This is a genomic window from Methylobacterium sp. UNC300MFChir4.1 (assembly GCF_900110155.1).
Taxonomy (GTDB): Bacteria; Pseudomonadota; Alphaproteobacteria; order Rhizobiales; family Beijerinckiaceae; genus Methylobacterium.
The window spans coordinates 171,970-187,425 of sequence record NZ_FOCS01000011.1; the positions used below are offsets into that span (position 1 = coordinate 171,970).

Annotated in this window: 14 protein-coding genes; 3 read left to right on the forward strand and 11 right to left on the reverse strand. The window is 71.4% G+C overall.

Features of this window, described 5'->3' with window-relative positions; translation table 11 throughout:
- Positions 1-29 precede the first annotated feature (29 nt).
- The 6 genes from BMY19_RS16660 to BMY19_RS16685 all read right to left on the reverse strand — a co-directional run bounded on the left by BMY19_RS16660 (position 30) and on the right by BMY19_RS16685 (position 7,948).
- Positions 30-1,139, reverse strand: a complete 1,110-nt coding sequence (locus tag BMY19_RS16660) for a hypothetical protein (RefSeq protein WP_100252339.1) — start codon at positions 1,137-1,139, stop codon at positions 30-32.
- 46 nt (positions 1,140-1,185) lie between these two features.
- A complete protein-coding gene (gene hisN / locus BMY19_RS16665) occupies positions 1,186-1,974 on the reverse strand; it encodes a histidinol-phosphatase (RefSeq protein ID WP_012319114.1) in 789 nt (262 codons plus the stop codon).
- A 108-nt stretch (positions 1,975-2,082) separates the two neighbouring features.
- Positions 2,083-4,182 carry an AI-2E family transporter gene (locus tag BMY19_RS16670; RefSeq protein WP_100252340.1) on the reverse strand — a complete coding sequence of 700 codons (2,100 nt, stop codon included), beginning with the start codon at positions 4,180-4,182 and terminating at the stop codon, positions 2,083-2,085.
- Between the two features lie 114 nt (positions 4,183-4,296).
- Positions 4,297-5,751, reverse strand: a complete 1,455-nt coding sequence (locus BMY19_RS16675) for an MmgE/PrpD family protein (RefSeq protein ID WP_100252341.1) — start codon at positions 5,749-5,751, stop codon at positions 4,297-4,299.
- 278 nt (positions 5,752-6,029) lie between these two features.
- The gene (gene pncB / locus BMY19_RS16680) at positions 6,030-7,322 is read right to left on the reverse strand and encodes a nicotinate phosphoribosyltransferase (RefSeq protein WP_091680394.1); all 1,293 of its coding nucleotides are present in this window, start codon (positions 7,320-7,322) and stop codon (positions 6,030-6,032) included.
- A gap of 122 nt (positions 7,323-7,444) precedes the next feature.
- Positions 7,445-7,948 (reverse strand): pyridoxamine 5'-phosphate oxidase family protein, encoded by a 504-nt coding sequence (locus BMY19_RS16685; protein ID WP_024830124.1) that lies wholly within the window; start codon positions 7,946-7,948, stop codon positions 7,445-7,447.
- A 127-nt stretch (positions 7,949-8,075) separates the two neighbouring features.
- Between BMY19_RS16685 and BMY19_RS16690 the strand changes: the two genes are divergently transcribed.
- From BMY19_RS16690 to mobA, 3 genes are all read left to right on the forward strand, one after another.
- Positions 8,076-8,363, forward strand: a complete 288-nt coding sequence (locus tag BMY19_RS16690; protein WP_170862981.1) for a hypothetical protein — start codon at positions 8,076-8,078, stop codon at positions 8,361-8,363.
- Positions 8,364-8,518: 155 nt separating this feature from the next.
- Positions 8,519-9,667, forward strand: coding sequence for an iron-sulfur cluster carrier protein ApbC (gene apbC, locus BMY19_RS16695; protein ID WP_020095387.1), 1,149 nt, complete (start codon positions 8,519-8,521; stop codon positions 9,665-9,667).
- A gap of 70 nt (positions 9,668-9,737) precedes the next feature.
- A complete protein-coding gene (gene mobA / locus BMY19_RS16700; protein WP_244534938.1) occupies positions 9,738-10,286 on the forward strand; it encodes a molybdenum cofactor guanylyltransferase MobA in 549 nt (182 codons plus the stop codon).
- Positions 10,287-10,438: 152 nt separating this feature from the next.
- On the opposite strand, the gene BMY19_RS16705 is transcribed toward mobA, so the two are convergent.
- From BMY19_RS16705 to gyrA, 5 genes are all read right to left on the reverse strand, one after another.
- Positions 10,439-10,897 (reverse strand): peptidylprolyl isomerase, encoded by a 459-nt coding sequence (locus BMY19_RS16705; RefSeq protein ID WP_010686120.1) that lies wholly within the window; start codon positions 10,895-10,897, stop codon positions 10,439-10,441.
- A 77-nt stretch (positions 10,898-10,974) separates the two neighbouring features.
- Positions 10,975-11,472 (reverse strand): hypothetical protein, encoded by a 498-nt coding sequence (locus BMY19_RS16710; protein WP_100252342.1) that lies wholly within the window; start codon positions 11,470-11,472, stop codon positions 10,975-10,977.
- A 7-nt stretch (positions 11,473-11,479) separates the two neighbouring features.
- Positions 11,480-12,028 carry a peptidylprolyl isomerase gene (locus tag BMY19_RS16715; protein ID WP_020095390.1) on the reverse strand — a complete coding sequence of 183 codons (549 nt, stop codon included), beginning with the start codon at positions 12,026-12,028 and terminating at the stop codon, positions 11,480-11,482.
- Between the two features lie 27 nt (positions 12,029-12,055).
- Positions 12,056-12,559, reverse strand: a complete 504-nt coding sequence (coaD, locus tag BMY19_RS16720) for a pantetheine-phosphate adenylyltransferase (RefSeq protein WP_100252343.1) — start codon at positions 12,557-12,559, stop codon at positions 12,056-12,058.
- Positions 12,560-12,608: 49 nt separating this feature from the next.
- Complete coding sequence (gene gyrA / locus BMY19_RS16725) at positions 12,609-15,341, reverse strand: DNA gyrase subunit A (protein WP_091927538.1); 2,733 nt, start codon at positions 15,339-15,341, stop codon at positions 12,609-12,611.
- Positions 15,342-15,456: the final 115 nt, after the last annotated feature.

Here is a 15,456-nt window from a genome sequence, read left to right on the forward strand (position 1 = left end):
CGCAAGGCTTGCCGCCCGGGAAGCCTCCCCTAGGGCGGCGTGAGCGGCCTCAGCCGGGCGATCGCCCCGGCGACGAGGTCCGGGCCGGCCCGCAGCGTGCCGAGTTCCACCGCCGACATCGCTAGCATCACGGGCGCCAGGTTGGCGCGCGGCGCGCCGTCCGGCCCGAACAGGTCGAGGTCGTCGCCGGGCTTCAGGCCGACGCTGGCGCTGATGCGGTTGGCGTAGGCCTGGATCCGGACCTCGTCGCCGGTGCAGAGCGGGGCCGGCAGGCGCAGGTCGAGGACCGGCAGGCCGGCCGCGATCGCCGGCAGCAGCGCGGATTCGGCGACCATCCGGTCGGCACTCGGGACGCGACTTGGCTTCCGATCGAGCAGCGCCGACGGGTCGGCGACGCTCCCGGCCGGGCGGCCGGTGGAGGCGGAGATGCCCGCGGCGATGTCGGGAACCGGCTGGAGCATCGCCACCCGCGGGATGGCGACCGGGCGTCGGGTCGGGCGGCCGGCCATCCGGGCGAGCGGCGACCAGGGCTGAACCCGCAGGGCCGCCCGGCCCCGCGGCGCGCCGCCGGGGCGGTGCGCGGCGAGGTAGCGCGCCCGCAGGGTCCGCCCGAGCCCGCGGGGCGCGAGGGCCGCCGAGACGACCGGCGCCGCCGCCGGCCGGCCCGGCCGCGCGGGCGCGGCACCGACGCGGCACTCGGCCGGCGCCCAGCGGCGCACGATGGCCAGCGCTGTGCGACGGCCGTAGTCGCGGTAGTAGCGCCGCAGCAGGCTCGCGGCGGCGTCGGCGCCGTCGTCGAGGGTGGCGAAGGCGGTGTGGCCCTCCCCGTCGGCGCCGATCTCGCCGGACCAGCGGGCGGACTTGATGCACCAGCCGTTGTTGAGCCGCACGCAGCGGGCGACGTAGGGCGGATCGTCGGCCAGCGAGGCGGTGATCGCCAGCGCCCGCGGCGTCAGCTGCGCGCCGGTCTGGGCGTGCCAGTTGGACACGGAGCGGGTCGCGGGGTCGAAGCGCGGGGGTGGGCTGTCGGCCGGAGCGGAAACGGTCGCCGGGGGCGGAAGGGCGCGCGCGAGGGCGTCCGCGCCGGCCTCGGCATGCGGCACCAGGGTCGTGATCAGGATCAGCGCGTTCAGCAGCACGCGGTCGGGCCTTCGCGGCGGCGGACGGGCTCGATGCGGACGCGCGTCACGGGTTCAGAACCTTGAGCGCGGCCTCGTGCAGCCGCGGGTCGCCGGCCGCGATCACGCGGCCGCCGCCGGCGGCCGAGCCGCCGTCCCAGGCGGTGACCCGCCCCCCCGCCCCCTCGACGATCGGGATCAGCGCGACGATGTCGTAGGGCTTGAGCCCGGCCTCGACCACGAGGTCGATCTGGCCGGCCGCCAGCATGCAGTAGGCGTAGCAATCCGCGCCGTAGCGGGACATCCGCACCTGGCCTTCCAGCGCCCGGAATCGCTCGGCCTCGTCGCCGGCCGCGAACAGCCGGGGATCCGTGGTCGCCAGAATCGCCTGGGCGAGGTCACCGCAGCGGCGGGTGCGCAGGGTCCGCTCGCCCGCCGGCGCGCGGAGCTTGGCGCTGCGCCCGTCCCCGGTGAACCGCTCCGCGAGATAGGGCTGGTGCATCATCCCCCGCACCGGCACGCCGTTTCGGGTCAGCCCGATCAGGGTTCCCCAGGTCGGCAGGCCGCCGATGAAGGCGCGGGTGCCGTCGATCGGGTCGAGGACCCAGACGCACTCGGCGTCGGTGCGCTCCGCGCCGAATTCCTCGCCGAGGATGCCGTGGCCCGGGAAGGTCTGGCCGATCATCGCCCGGAGGACGACCTCGGCGGCCCGGTCGGCCTCGGTGACCGGATCGAACGGCGCCCCGCCGCGGGCCTTGTCGTCCAGGCCGAACTGGGCGCGGAAGAACGGCAGGATCGCCTTCCCGGACGCGTCCGCGAGGTCGTCCATGAACCGGCCGAGTTCAACGACGCTCATCCGTTCCGTCCCCTGTTGCGCCCGAAGGCCGCCCGGCCAAACGGCCCGTCCCGACGAAACCGGCGCGCGCCCCTGCCCGTCAAGCCCCCGCCCCCGCGCATCCGCGACTCACGCCCCGGCCGGAGCGGGCAGACGCGCCGCCTCGCCGCGTGCGTCCGAAGTGCCCTCCGATGTGTCTGCCGATGCGTCCGTCGATGCGTCCGTCGCGGTCGCGCAGGTCGCGTCCTCCTGCGCGGCCGCCAGAATAGCCTCGACGGCCTCGCGCAGCGATCCCACCTGCGCGTCGGCCTCGGCGCCCCCCGGCCCGCCGGCGAGGCGGTTCGCCCCGCTGTCCTGGGCGAGCCACAGGCCGAGCAGGATCGGCACGCCCGGGACCCGGCCGCGCAGCCGGCGGATCAGGCGGCGCAGGTGCGTCGGCTCGCCGTCGAGCGCCAGGGAGACCACGCAGGCGATCCGCGCCGGCCCGGCCTCGAACCGGCCGATCCGCACGGAGGCCGTCTCGGCGAAGGGGACCGTGCGGACGCCGAGGCCGCGCTTCTCCAGGATCTGCGCGAGGATCGCGGCCGCGGCCTCGTCCAGGAAGCCGCGCCCCGCCACGCACAGCACCGCGCCCTCGCGCGTCCAGGCGACGGGCAGCGCCTCCGCGGGCGGCCCCATCGGGAGCGGGCTGCAGGCGCTCTCCTCGCCGTCGCCCGTCGCCCCCGCGACGGCGTCGCTGCGGTCGGAGAGGTCGGCGATCAGCTCGGTGAGCGCGGCGCGCATCGCGCCCTTCTGCTGCGCGGTCAGCACCCCGCGGGCCGCGTCGCGGGCGGCGAGTTCCAGCGCCTTGAGCACGACGTCGTCGTAGTAGGATGAGAGCGAGCATTGCTGCAGGATCAGCTCGGCATGGCCCAGCACCTCCTCGGAATCGCCCGCCAGGATGCGCTGGTAGAAGTTCTGGACAGGCGTCAGCGCCGGCCGGTCGCCGAACAGCACGTCCAGGAACTCCAGGTGCTCGACGTAGCGTCCGAGCACCACGAGGCAGACGGTCAGGGGCGTCGAGAGCAGCAGGCCGACCGGCCCCCATAGCCACGTCCAGAACAGGGCCGAGACCAGGACCGCGAAGGGCGAGAGTCCGGTGGATTGCCCGTAGAAGATCGGCTCGAAAACCTGGCCGGTCAGCGGCTCCAGGACGACGAACAGGATCGCCACGGCGATCATCATGTTCCAGCCGGGATCGACCGCCGCGGCGAGCGCCATCGGGAGGATCGCCGACAGGACCGCTCCGAGATACGGCACGAAGCGCATCAGGGCCGCGAAGATCGCCCAGAGCACCGGGTTCGGCACGCCGATGAGGTAGAGGCCGATGCCGATGACCACGCCGAAGGCGGCGTTGAGGGCGAGCTGGACCACGAAGTAGCGGCTCAGGCGCTTGGCCGCGTCGTCGATGGCCACGGTGGTCCGGTGCAGGTCGCTCGATCCGGCCAGCCGGATCATGCGGTCGCGCAGGTCCTCGCGCTGCATCAGCACGAACAGCAGCACCACGAAGACGATGCCGACCGTGGCCAGGGGATGCATCACCGGCGTGAGCACGGTCGAGAGCATCTCCAGGGAGCCCGGCGGGGTCGTGGCGACCTCGACGAGGACGGGCTTGGGCGCGGCCTGGGCCGGCTCGGGAGCCGCCGACGGCGTCGACGTTGACGGCGACGATGCCGTTGAGGGCGGTGGCGCGGCCGGCTGCGCCTCCGGGCTGCCGGCCTCCTTGGCGCCGCCGTGGAGCGCCCGGCCGATATTGGCGACGTATTCCGTGACGTGGCCCACGGGCGAGTCGCGCAGGCCGTTGATCTTGCGCTCGATCGTGGCCCGGTAACGCGGGACGTCCCCCGCGAGATCGGCCGCCTGGATGCCGATCAGGGTCGCCAGGGAGGCGACGATGCCCACGGTCAGGAGCACGCTGACGCCAACCGCCACCAGCCGCGGCAGCCGCAGCCGCCGCAGGCGGTTCACCAGCGGCGTCAGCACGAACGACAGCAGCAGCGCGATCGCGATCGGGATGAAGATCTCGCGGCCGAAATACAGGGCGGCGATGATGGTGGCGCCGACCACGACCGGCGACGCCATGGCGGCCCGCGGCGTCTCGGCCGCGGCGACGCGGGTCGGTCGCGGCGGGATCAGGGGAGTCCCGGGCCGTGCTGCCGGTTCGACCCCGACCGGGGTTCTCGTGCCCATACTGTGATCCACGTCCCGAACGCCACGCGCGGGCGGCCGCCGGGAGCGGCGGAAGCCTCGCGGACGGGGAACGGCACAGGACGCGAAATCGATCCCGAGGGTTTCGCGTTCAGGTTAGGCCCCCGCGACGCCGGCCCGCGCCACGTCGCCCGCATCCTTCAGCTCGGGCAGAGACCAGCACAGCTGCATCACCTTCCTGGCCTGCGCGTCCGGCAGGATGCCGGCGGCGAGGTCGGTGAATTTCGCCTCCAGCTGCGCGTCCGACATCGGCTTCTCGACGCTTCCGATGGCGTGCTCGATATGCCGGTGGAAGGTCCGCCCGTCGTTCAGCGTCACGGTCATGTCGACCTGCGCGGGATCGACGCCGGGGGTGATCACCGGCACCACCTTCTGGCGCAGGGCCACCACACGCGGATCGTTCACCGCCCGGTCGCTGAACTGCTTCTCGCCGCCCGCACCCTCCACGAAGGCGACCGCGGCGGCGTGGTAGATGCTGAACTTGCCCTCCAGGCCGGTCTTCGGCGCGGTCTTGCCGGTCAGCTCCAGGACGAGCGGGTGGACCTTCAGGTCGACGCGCTGGATGTCCTCCGGCTTGACGTGGTCCTGGTCGCGGATCTGGATCGCCGCGTCGATCGTCGGGTGCATGACGATCCCGCAGGCGAAGGGCTTGTAGGTGTTGAGCTGCGCCTCGTAGCGGGTGCCGAGCCCGTCGGTGATCTGCGACCAGTCCTGCTTGGTGGAGATCGTGTTGGCCCAGCCGCGCTTGGCCTCGATCATGCCGTCCGACGAGGTGAAGCCCTTCGCGGCCAGGATCGCTGCGAACAGGCCGTTGGACGCGGCCCGGCCCGGGTTGAAGCTCTTGTTCATCGAGCCGAACGACTCGCGCAGGCCCACCGGCTGCGAGGCGGCGAGGCCGAGGGCGTAGACCATCTGCTGCTCGGTGAGCCCCATCAGCTTGCCCGCGGCGGCGGCCGATCCGAACACGCCCGCGGTGCCGGTGATGTGCCACCCGGCATCGTAGTGGTTCGGGTAGACCGCGTTGCCGATCCGGCATTCGGCCTCGATCCCGACCACCAGGGCTTCGAGGAAGTCCTTGCCGGAGACCGGTTTCATCGCCGCGTAGGCCAGGATCGCCGAGGCAACCGGGCCGGCCGGGTGGATGATCGTCTTCAGGTGGGTGTCGTCGAAGTCGAAGATGTGGCTCGACACGCCGTTGAGGAACGCGGCGTTCATGATGTCGAACCGCTCGGTCCGTCCGAACAGCCCGGCCTGCGGCGGCCCGGAGAAGGGCTGCAGCGCCGAGACCGCCACGTCGACGGTCTCGTGGTGCGAGCCGCCGATGGCCACCCCGACCCAGTTGAGGAAGCTGCGCACGCCCTCGCGGCGGACGGGCTCCGGCAGGGTGTCGTAGGAGGATCCCAGGATCCACTGCGCGAGGATCTTCGTGACGTGCGGCGGCGCTGCCTTCGCGGCCGGCTGCGCGGCCTCGGCCGCCTGCGCGCCCTGCAGGGCGGGCGCCGTCAGGGCGAGGCCCGCGGCCCCGATGAGCGAGCGGCGATTCATCGACATGGCGTTCTCCCGGACAGGGCCGCCCGAGGCGCCCCGATTGCCGGACATGATAATGAATTCATCCCTGGGTCGGCGGCCTCCGTGTTTCACCGCAGCGGGTCTGATACCGTTTCCGGTTGAACGCTTCGGTCGGTGCGGCCCGCTCCGTCCTTGCGAGCGCAGCGAAGCAACCCAGGGCTGCGGGACAGCAGGGAGCGTGGCGCTATCTGGATTGCTTCGCTCCGCTCGCAAGGACGGCGGAACCGATCTGATCAACCGGAAACGGTACGAACCCCCCTTCACACCACTACCGGGAGGGCCTCCTGCGCGCCCACACCGAATACCCGCCGGTACCGGGCGACCTCGTCGGCCGGGCCCTGCGCCTTGGTGGGATTGTCGGAGAGCTTCACGGTCGGCCGGCCGTCGGCCTGCGTGACCTTGCAGACGATGGAGACCGGGTCGAGCTTGCCGTCCGGCAGGAGCCCGCGGAAATCGTTGGTGAGCAGCGTGCCCCAGCCGTAGCCGATGCGCATGCGCCCGTGGAATCGGGCGTGGATACGCTCGATCTCGTCGATGTCGAGGCCGTCCGAGAAGATCGCGAGCTTCTCCCGCGGGTCGTGCCCGCGATCCTGCCAGAAGCGGATGACCTCCTCGCCGCCCTCGATCGGATCCTTCGAGTCGATGCGGATGCCGGTCCAGTCGCTGACCCAGTCGGGGGCGTTCGCCAGGAATCCGGTGGTTCCGTAGGTATCGGGCAGGATCACCAGCAGGTTGCCGCCGTAATCCTCCTGCCAGTCGGCGAGCACCGCGTAGGGCGCGGCGGCGAGCGCCGCGTCGTCCTCGGCGAGCGCCGCGTAGACCATCGGCAATTCGTGGGCGTTCGTCCCCACCGGCTCGACCTCCTGCCGGGCCGCGATCAGGCAGTTGGAGGTGCCGAGGAACGCGCCGTCCAGGCCCTCCGCCATGGCCTGGACGCACCAGTCCTGCCACAGGAATCCGTGGCGCCGACGCGTGCCGAAATCCGCCACCGACAGGTCCGGAAGCCTCTGCAGCCGCTCGATCTTCTCCCAGACCCGGGTCATGGCGCGGGCGTAGAGCACCTGCAGGTCGAGCTTGCCGAGGCCCCGCAGCACGGCCCGCGCCCGCAGCTCGTTCAGGATCGCGAGCGCCGGGACCTCCCACATGGTGGTCTCGACCCAGGGGCCGTGGAAAGTCAGCTCGTACTGGCCGTCATGGACGGCGAGCTCGTATTCGGGGAGCTGGAAGGTCTCGAACCAGGAGACGAATTCGGGGCCGAGGATGCGTCCCTGGCCGCGGAACACGTTGCCCCGCAGCCACGTGATCTCGCCCTTGCTGAGGCGCAGCGTCCGCGCGTGGTCGAGCTGTTCCCGCAGCAGCCCGGCATCGACCTCGTCGGCGATCCGGATCCGGCGGGTGCGGTTGGTGATGCCGAAGGTGGTCTGGATGTCGGGGTGCCGGCGCAGGATCGTCTGCGCCATCAGGAGCTTGTAGAAATCGGTGTCGAGGAGCGACCGCACGATCGGGTCGATGCGGAAACTGTGATCGTAGACCCGTTTCGCCAGATCGAGCATTCGTCAGGCACTCTGCCGCGCTTGGAACGCGCAGAGCGCATGCCGGAACCGCACACGTCAAGAAGACGGGCGGCCTCCGCCCGGAGACCGCCCGCGAAACCGCCGATCCTGACGACCGATCCTCAGGCGAGGTCGACCTTCTTGGTCTCGGTCTTCGGGCTCTCGCCGGTGAGCGAGGCCTTCACGTAGCCGTAGAGGTGCAGCATCGTGCTGTTCGGGCTGTCCCAGTACTCGCCCTTCTCCGGGTGGACGCGGATCAGAGCGACCTCCGGATCGTCCTTGCCGTTCGGGAACCAGGTCTTCAGGCTCTCATTCCACTTCGCGTCGATGATCGACTGGTCGCGGACGATCTCGGCCTTGCCGGCTACCGAGACGTAGTTCTGGCTCGACGGGTCGGAATAGGCGAGGTTGATCTGGTTGTCCTTGCTGATCTCGGCCGTCTTGGGCGAGTGCAGCTTGGTGAAGAACCACAGGTCGCCGTTCTCGTCGGCGTCGTTGTTCCACATCGGGCGGCTGTTGAGCGTGCCGTCGGAGTCGACGGTGGTCATCATGGCGATCTTCACGTCCTTGATGAGCTCGAACAGCTTCTTCGCGCCCTCGTGGTCGCGGTGGTTGCCCTGATGCATGAAAGTGGTCTCCTACGCGTCGTTTCGGTCCCGGCGGGGTCTCCGGAGGGTGCCCCGGCCGAAGGCTGCCCCGACAACGGATCAGTCTCCCGTTGGTTCAGCTTGCCCGTGCGGTGAGGAGGTTCGTATGCGAGGTGTTCGGAGATTGGGGCGTACGGCCGCGGCGCTGGCGCTGGGCGCGCTCTGTCTCGGCGCTCGGCCGGCCGGCGCCGAGGTGCGCTTCGGCCCGGGCGTGCGCATCGGCGGCCACGACTTCTCGAACCGCCGCTACGGCAGCGTCCACATCGAGCGCGTGAAGCGCCTGCGCGGCCCCCTCGGCTGCCGTCGCCTGCGGCACGGGGTCTACCGGCGCGGCGACGGGACCGTGGTGCGCGGCCCGATGGAGGCGTGCAACCTCATCGCCCGGCCGCACTGACGCCGGCACGGTCCGGGCGGCGCCCCGCTCCGGCGCGCGATGGCCGCGGGGACGCGGGCCACCGGCGCGCGCCGATCTCGGGCCCGGGGTCTGGTGTTCTGGGCCCGCTCGGTTACATGCACTGGCATACCTGCTTGCCCCGGTGGAGAACGATTTTGGCGATCACCCGCGACGACGTGCTGAAGGCGCTCGCCGACGTCACCGTCGATGCCGCCGGCACCACCCTGCCCGGCTCGGGACGGCTGTCCCAGGTCGTGGTCGATCCGAACAGCCGCGTGATGTTCTCGATCCTCGTCGATCCCAGCGAGGCCGAGCGGTTCGAGCCGGTGCGGCGCCAGGCCGAGGGGCGCGTCCTGAAGATGCCGGGCGTCTCGGGCGTGTTCGCGAGCCTCACCTCCGAGCGGAACCAGAGCCACCCGGCCCAGAGCGGCGCCGCTCCCCGGCCCGTGACGCCGCCGCCGGTCGCGCCGCCGCGGCCCGGCGCGCCGCCGAACCAGGGCCCGCAGATCGCGGGCGTGCGCCACATCGTGGCGGTCGCCTCCGGCAAGGGCGGCGTCGGCAAGTCGACCACCGCCTGCAACCTCGCCCTGGCGCTCCAGGCCCAGGGACTGAAGGTCGGCCTCCTCGACGCCGACATCTACGGCCCCTCCGTGCCGAAGCTGTTCGGGCTCTCGGGCAAGCCCAACGTCGTCGACAACAAGGCCATGGAGCCGATGGTCGGCTACGGCCTCAAGGTCATGTCGATCGGCTTCCTGATCGAGCCCGAGACGGCGATGATCTGGCGCGGCCCGATGGTGCAGTCGGCCATCACCCAGATGCTGCGCGACGTGCTCTGGGGCGAGCTCGACGTGCTGCTCGTCGACATGCCGCCCGGCACCGGCGACGCGCAGCTCACCATGGCGCAGGCGACGCCGCTCTCCGGCGCCGTGATCGTCTCCACCCCGCAGGATCTCGCGCTGATCGACGCGCGGCGCGGCGTGACCATGTTCAAGAAGGTCGCGGTGCCGATCCTCGGCGTGATCGAGAACATGGCGACCTTCGTCTGCCCGAATTGCGGCCACGCCTCGCACATCTTCGGGCACGGCGGCGCGCGGAACGAGGCGCAGCGGCTCGGCGTGCCGTTCCTCGGCGAGGTGCCGCTGAACATGACCATCCGCGAGACCTCGGATGCCGGTCGGCCGGTGGTGGCGACCGATCCGGAGGGGCCGCACGCCAAGGTCTACCGGGACATCGCCGCCCAGCTCTGGGCGAACCTGTCCGGCGCTCCGGCCGGGCGGACGGCGCCGAAGATCGTCTTCGAGTGATCCTGTGCCCTCCCCGCCTCTTCCGCCGCCGGTCCTGGGCCTGATCCTCGCCGGCGGGCGGGCGCGGCGGATGGGCGGGGGCGACAAGCCGCTGCTGCGGCTCGGGGGGCGGACCCTGCTGGAGCGGGTGGTCGAGCGGCTCGGGCCGCAATGCGGGGCGGGACTGGCGCTCAGCGCCAACGGCGACCCGGCGCGGTTCTCCGGCTTTCCCGGTCCGGTCCTGCCGGACCCCGTGCCGGATCAGCCAGGCCCGCTCGCCGGCATCCTCGCCGGGCTGGAGCACGCCGGCGCGCGGGGTATCGCGCGGGTGGTGAGCGTGTCGGGCGACGCGCCGTTCCTGCCGGAGGATCTGGTAGCGCGCCTCGGCGCGGCCGGACCGGAGACCGGCATCGCGCTCGCGGCCTCAGGGGAGCGGCAGCACTACACGATCGCGCTCTGGCCGACGGCTCTGAGCGACGCGCTTCGGGACTATCTCGAACGCGGCGAGCGGCGCGTCGGCGCCTTCATCGCGCGCCACGGGGCCGCGGTCGCGACCTGGCCGGTCGAGCCGGTGGACCCGTTCCTCAACATCAATTCGCCGGCGGATCTGGCGGCGGCGGAAGCCCTGGACCGCGGGTGATGCGGCCCGCCGTCATCACGAGCGAAGCGAAGTGACCCAGGGCAGCGCGACGCGTGAAGACGCGGCGCTACTGGCTCGCTTCGCTCCGCTCGCAAAGACGGTACAGCCGAAGCCATCGGGAGATGGCTTCGGCTGTGAGGCTTGATCCGAGCTCAGGCCGCCGCGACGGTCGCCTTCACGATCTTGTCCGGCGAGCGCGGCGGCTCGCCCTTGTTGATCGTGTCGACCACGTCCATGCCTTCCACGACCTTGCCCCACACCGTGTACTGCTTGTCGAGGAAGCGGGCGTCGTCGAAGCAGATGAAGAACTGCGAGTTCGCCGAGTGCGGGAAGTTCGTCCGCGCCATCGAGCAGGTGCCGCGCACGTGCGGCTCGGCGTTGAACTCGGCCTTCAAGTCCGGCAGGTCGGAGCCGCCCGAGCCGGTGCCGGTCGGGTCGCCGGTCTGGGCCATGAACCCGTCGATCACCCGGTGGAACGGCACGCCGTCGTAGAAGCCCTGGGCGGCGAGCGTCTTGATGCGCTCGACGTGGCCCGGGGCGAGGTCGGGGCGCAGCGCGATCACGACGCGGCCCTTGGTGGTCTCCAGCACGATGGTCTCGTTGTCGGCCATAGTCTTTCCTTCCGGTTGGGGGAACTGTATCGGCGCGTGCCGGATCCGGCCAGCGCCCGTGTCGGTCTCGCCGGCGCTCAGGCCGGCGGGCGGTAGACGAAGCGGAGCGCCACCGGCCGCCCCGCGATCGCCCGGCCCAGACCCGGCGTGATGTGGACCGGGGTGCAGCGCGCGAGGGCGTCGAGGGTCCCGCGCACGAGGGTATTCCGCCGATCGCCCGCGACCCCCGCCGCGTAGGTGACGCGGGGCGGCCCGATGAGGCTGCCGTCGCGTCGCAGCGCGAGCCGCAGGGTGATCTCGATGTCGTCGGACCCGCCGGTCGGGCGGCCGAGGCCGCCCGGCGCCTGCCAGCAGGCGGCGAGCGCCGGGTAGAGCTCGGCCAGGGTGTCGGCTGGCTTGGTCGCCATCCGGGCGACCGGGACCGGGACCGTGGCGCGCAGGGTCTGGGGCAGGCTCAGCGGGTAGCCGCCCCCCGGCTCCTCGGCGTAGCCGTAGAACGGCGCGCCGTCATAGGCCGCGGCGGCCGCCGGGATCAAGCTCAGCAGGAGGATCGAGGCGGCGCGCCGGCCCGGCATGCGGCCGCTACTTGGCCTTCTCGGCGAGCGTCATGCTGACGATCTTGTCGGGATCCTGGACGGCCCCGCCCGGCGCGCCCGGGGCGGCCTTCTTGATCTTGTCGAGGACGTCGAGCCCGTCCGTGACGTTGCCGACGATCGTGTACTGGCCGTTCAGGAACGGCGCGTCGCCGAGGCAGATGAAGAACTGCGAGTTCGCCGAGTTCGGATCCTGCGAGCGGGCCATGCCCACGGTGCCGCGGCGGAACTGGGCCGACTGCGTGAACTCGGCCGGGATGTTCGGCAGGCTGGAGCCGCCGGTGCCGTTGCCCTTCGGGTCGCCGGTCTGGGCCATGAACCCGTCGATGACGCGGTGGAACTTGAGGCCGTTGTAGAAGCCCTGCGAGACAAGGGTCTTGATCTGCTTGACGTGCTTGGGCGCGATGTCGGGCCGCAGCTCGATGGTGATCCGCCCGTCCTTGGTCTGGAGATAGACCGTGTTGGCGTCGGCGGCCCGGGCCGCCTGAGCGGTGCCGAGCGTCAGGGCGAGCGCGAGGAGGGCGTGGCGTCGGTTCATCGAAGTCCTTCCAGGGTCGGGCCGGTGTCAGGAATGGGCGGCGAAGCGCTGCCGGAGGCGCGCGGCGACGGGAGCGGGCACGAAGGGCGAGACGTCGCCCCCCATGCCGGCGATCTGGCGCACCAGCGTCGCGGTGATCGGGCGGGCCTGCGTCGAGGCGGGCAGGAACACGGTCTGCACCTCGGGCGCCATGGCACCGTTCATGCCGGCGAGCTGCATCTCGTAGTCGAGATCCGTGCCGTCGCGCAGGCCGCGGATGAAGATCGCGGCGCCGCAGCGCCGGGCGGCTGAGACGGCGAGATCGTTGAAGGTGACGATCTCCAGCGCCGCACCCTCGGCCTGGGCCACCGGCCCGCAGGTCTCGCTCAGCAGCGCCGCCCGCTCCTCGGCGGAGAACAGCGGGGCCTTGCCGGGGTGGACGCCGATGGCGATCACGAGGCGGTCCACCAGCCGGCAGGCCTGGCGGACCACGTCGAGATGGCCGTTCGTGACCGGATCGAACGAGCCGGCGTAGAGGGCAGTGCGGGTCATCGCGACCCGACCTAGAGCATTTTCGCGCCGGACGGAACCGGGCGGCGCCTCAGGCCTCCTCGCCGCCCTCGGGACCGGCCTCGGCGCCCTCGTCCTCGCCCTCGATGTGCTCCACCGAGACGACCTTCTCGTCCTTGGCGGTGTTGAACACCGTCACGCCCTGCGAGGCGCGGCCGACGATGCGGATGTCGTCCACCGGCACGCGGATCAGCTGGCCGCCGTCGGTGACCAGCATGATCTGGTCCGAGGCCTCGACCGGGAAGGACGCCACGAGGCTGCCGTTGCGGGCATTGACCCGCATCGCCGTGATGCCCTTCCCGCCGCGTCCCGAGGTCCGGTACTCGAACGACGAGGAGCGCTTGCCGAAGCCCCGCTCCGACAGGGTCAGCACGTACTGCTCGGCCGCGCCCATCTCGTTGTAGCGGTCGAGCGAGATCGCGGCCGCCTCGGCGCCGTCCTCGGGCTCCGCGTCGCCGTTCTCCTCGGCCTCGCCGGTCACGGCGCGGCGCATCTTCAGGTAGCCGGCCCGCTCCTCGGCGCTGGCGTCGAAGGCGTTCAGGATGGTCATCGAGATGACCCGGTCGTCCTTGGCCAGCAGGATGCCGCGCACGCCGGTCGAGTCGCGGCCCTTGAACACGCGCACGTCCTCGACGGGGAAGCGGATGCACTGACCCAGAGCGGTGGTCAGCAGCACGTTCTGGTCCGGCCGGCAGATCTCGACGTGGACGATGTGGTCGCCCGGGTCGAGCTTCATGGCGATCTTGCCGTTGCGGTTCACCGTGGTGAAGTCCGAGAGCTTGTTGCGCCGGACGTTGCCGCGCGCGGTCGCGAACATGACGTCGAGCGTCTCCCACGACGCCTCGTCCTCGGGCAGCGGCATGATCGTGGTGATGCGCTCGGAGGTGTCCTGCAACTGCAGGATATTCACCAGCGCCTTGCCGCGGGCGTTCGGGGCGGCCATCGGCAGGCGCCAGACCTTCTCCTTGTAGGCCTGGCCCTGGCTGGAGAAGAACAGCACCGGCGTGTGGGTGTTGGCCACGAACAGGCGGGTGACGAAATCCTCGTCGCGGGTCGCCATGCCGGAGCGGCCCTTGCCGCCGCGGCGCTGGGCCCGGTAGGTCGAGAGCGGCACGCGCTTCACGTAGCCGGCGTGCGACACGGTCACCACCATGTCCTCGCGGGCGATCAGGTCCTCGTCCTCGACGCTGCCGTCGAAGTCGACGATCTCGGTCCGGCGCGGGGTGGCGAACTGCTCGCGGACCTCGGCGAGCTCGCCCTTGACGATGCCCTGGATGCGGGCGCGCGAGCGCAGGATGTCGAGGTAGTCGGCGATCTCGTCCGCCAGCGTCTTCAGCTCGTCGCCGACCTCGTCGCGGCCCAGAGCCGTCAGGCGCTGCAGGCGCAGGTCGAGGATGGCGCGGGCCTGGGTCTCGGACAGGCGGTAGGTCCCGTCCTCGGCGACGCGGTGGCGCGGGTCGTCCACGAGCGCGATCAGCGGCGCGATGTCGTGGGCCGGCCAGTCGCGGGCCATCAGGGCCTCGCGGGCCGTGTTCGGGTCCGGCGAGGTCCGGATCAGGCGGATCACTTCGTCGATGTTGGCGACCGCGATCGCGAGGCCGCACAAGACGTGGGCGCGCTCGCGGGCCTTGCCGAGGAGGAACTTGGTCCGCCGGGAGACGACCTCCTCGCGGAAGTCCACGAAGGCCTGGAGCAGGTCCTTCAGGTTCATCAGCTCGGGGCGGCCGCCGTTCAGCGCCACCATGTTGCAGCCGAAGGAGCTCTGCAGCGGCGTGAACCGGTAGAGCTGGTTCAGCACCACGTCGGCCATGGCGTCGCGCTTGATCTCGACGACGATGCGCATGCCCGTCCGGTCGGACTCGTCGCGCAGGTCGGAGATGCCCTCGACCCGCTTCTCCTTCACCAGCTCGGCGATCTTCTCGACGAGCGTCGCCTTGTTCACCTGATAGGGGATCTCGGTGAAGATCAGCGCCTCGCGCTCCTTGCGCAGCTCCTCGACATGCGACTTGGCGCGCATGATCACCGAGCCGCGACCCGTCGCGTAGGCCTGCCGCGTGCCGGCCCGGCCGAGGATCATGCCGCCGGTCGGGAAGTCCGGGCCGGGCACGATCTCGGTGAGCTGCTCGATGGTCAGGCCCGGATCGTCGATCAGCGCCACGCAGGCGTCGATCAGCTCGCCGAGATTGTGCGGCGGGATGTTGGTCGCCATGCCGACCGCGATGCCGCCCGCGCCGTTGACCAGCAGGTTCGGGAAGCGGGCCGGCAGGACGGTCGGCTCCTCGCGCGACTCGTCGTAGTTCGGTCCGAAATCGACGGTGTTCTTGTCGATATCGGTGAGCAGCGCGGTCGCGGGCTTGGCCAGCCGCGATTCGGTGTAGCGCATGGCGGCCGGCGGATCGCCGTCCACCGAGCCGAAATTGCCCTGCCCGTCGATGAGCATGAGGCGCATGGAGAAGTCCTGCGCCATCCGCACGAGGGCGTCGTAGATCGATTGGTCGCCGTGCGGGTGGTAGAGACCGATCACGTCGCCGACGATGCGCGCCGACTTGACGTATTTCCGCTCGGGCAGGTGCCCGGATTCGAAGGCGGAGTAGAGGATGCGCCGGTGCACCGGCTTGAGACCGTCGCGGGCGTCGGGAAGCGCCCGGCTCACGATCACGCTCATCGCGTAATCGAGGTAGGAGCGGCGCATCTCGTCGGTGATGGAGACGGGGCGGATGTCGCTGGCGGGCGGGGCGGCGCCAGTCGGATCGTTCTCGGCCAAGTCGGTATCCGTTCTGAAGCCCGGACGGGCGGTGCTCACGGCCGTTCCCGGGTGGCGCGCGATGCGCCGGAACGGCCTCTCGGAAGAGCAGTGATATCAGACGGTTAAATAAGGT

Coding starts and splice junctions, on each gene's coding strand:
- hisN (WP_012319114.1), bottom strand. CDS start 1,974: ATGAGCGTCGTTGAACTCGGCCGGTTCATGGACGACCTCGCGGACGCG.
- BMY19_RS16670 (WP_100252340.1), bottom strand. CDS start 4,182: ATGGGCACGAGAACCCCGGTCGGGGTCGAACCGGCAGCACGGCCCGGG.
- BMY19_RS16675 (WP_100252341.1), bottom strand. CDS start 5,751: ATGTCGATGAATCGCCGCTCGCTCATCGGGGCCGCGGGCCTCGCCCTG.
- pncB (WP_091680394.1), bottom strand. CDS start 7,322: ATGCTCGATCTGGCGAAACGGGTCTACGATCACAGTTTCCGCATCGAC.
- BMY19_RS16685 (WP_024830124.1), bottom strand. CDS start 7,948: ATGCATCAGGGCAACCACCGCGACCACGAGGGCGCGAAGAAGCTGTTC.
- BMY19_RS16690 (WP_170862981.1), top strand. CDS start 8,076: ATGCGAGGTGTTCGGAGATTGGGGCGTACGGCCGCGGCGCTGGCGCTG.
- mobA (WP_244534938.1), top strand. CDS start 9,738: ATGGGCGGGGGCGACAAGCCGCTGCTGCGGCTCGGGGGGCGGACCCTG.
- BMY19_RS16705 (WP_010686120.1), bottom strand. CDS start 10,897: ATGGCCGACAACGAGACCATCGTGCTGGAGACCACCAAGGGCCGCGTC.
- BMY19_RS16710 (WP_100252342.1), bottom strand. CDS start 11,472: ATGCCGGGCCGGCGCGCCGCCTCGATCCTCCTGCTGAGCTTGATCCCG.
- BMY19_RS16715 (WP_020095390.1), bottom strand. CDS start 12,028: ATGAACCGACGCCACGCCCTCCTCGCGCTCGCCCTGACGCTCGGCACC.
- coaD (WP_100252343.1), bottom strand. CDS start 12,559: ATGACCCGCACTGCCCTCTACGCCGGCTCGTTCGATCCGGTCACGAAC.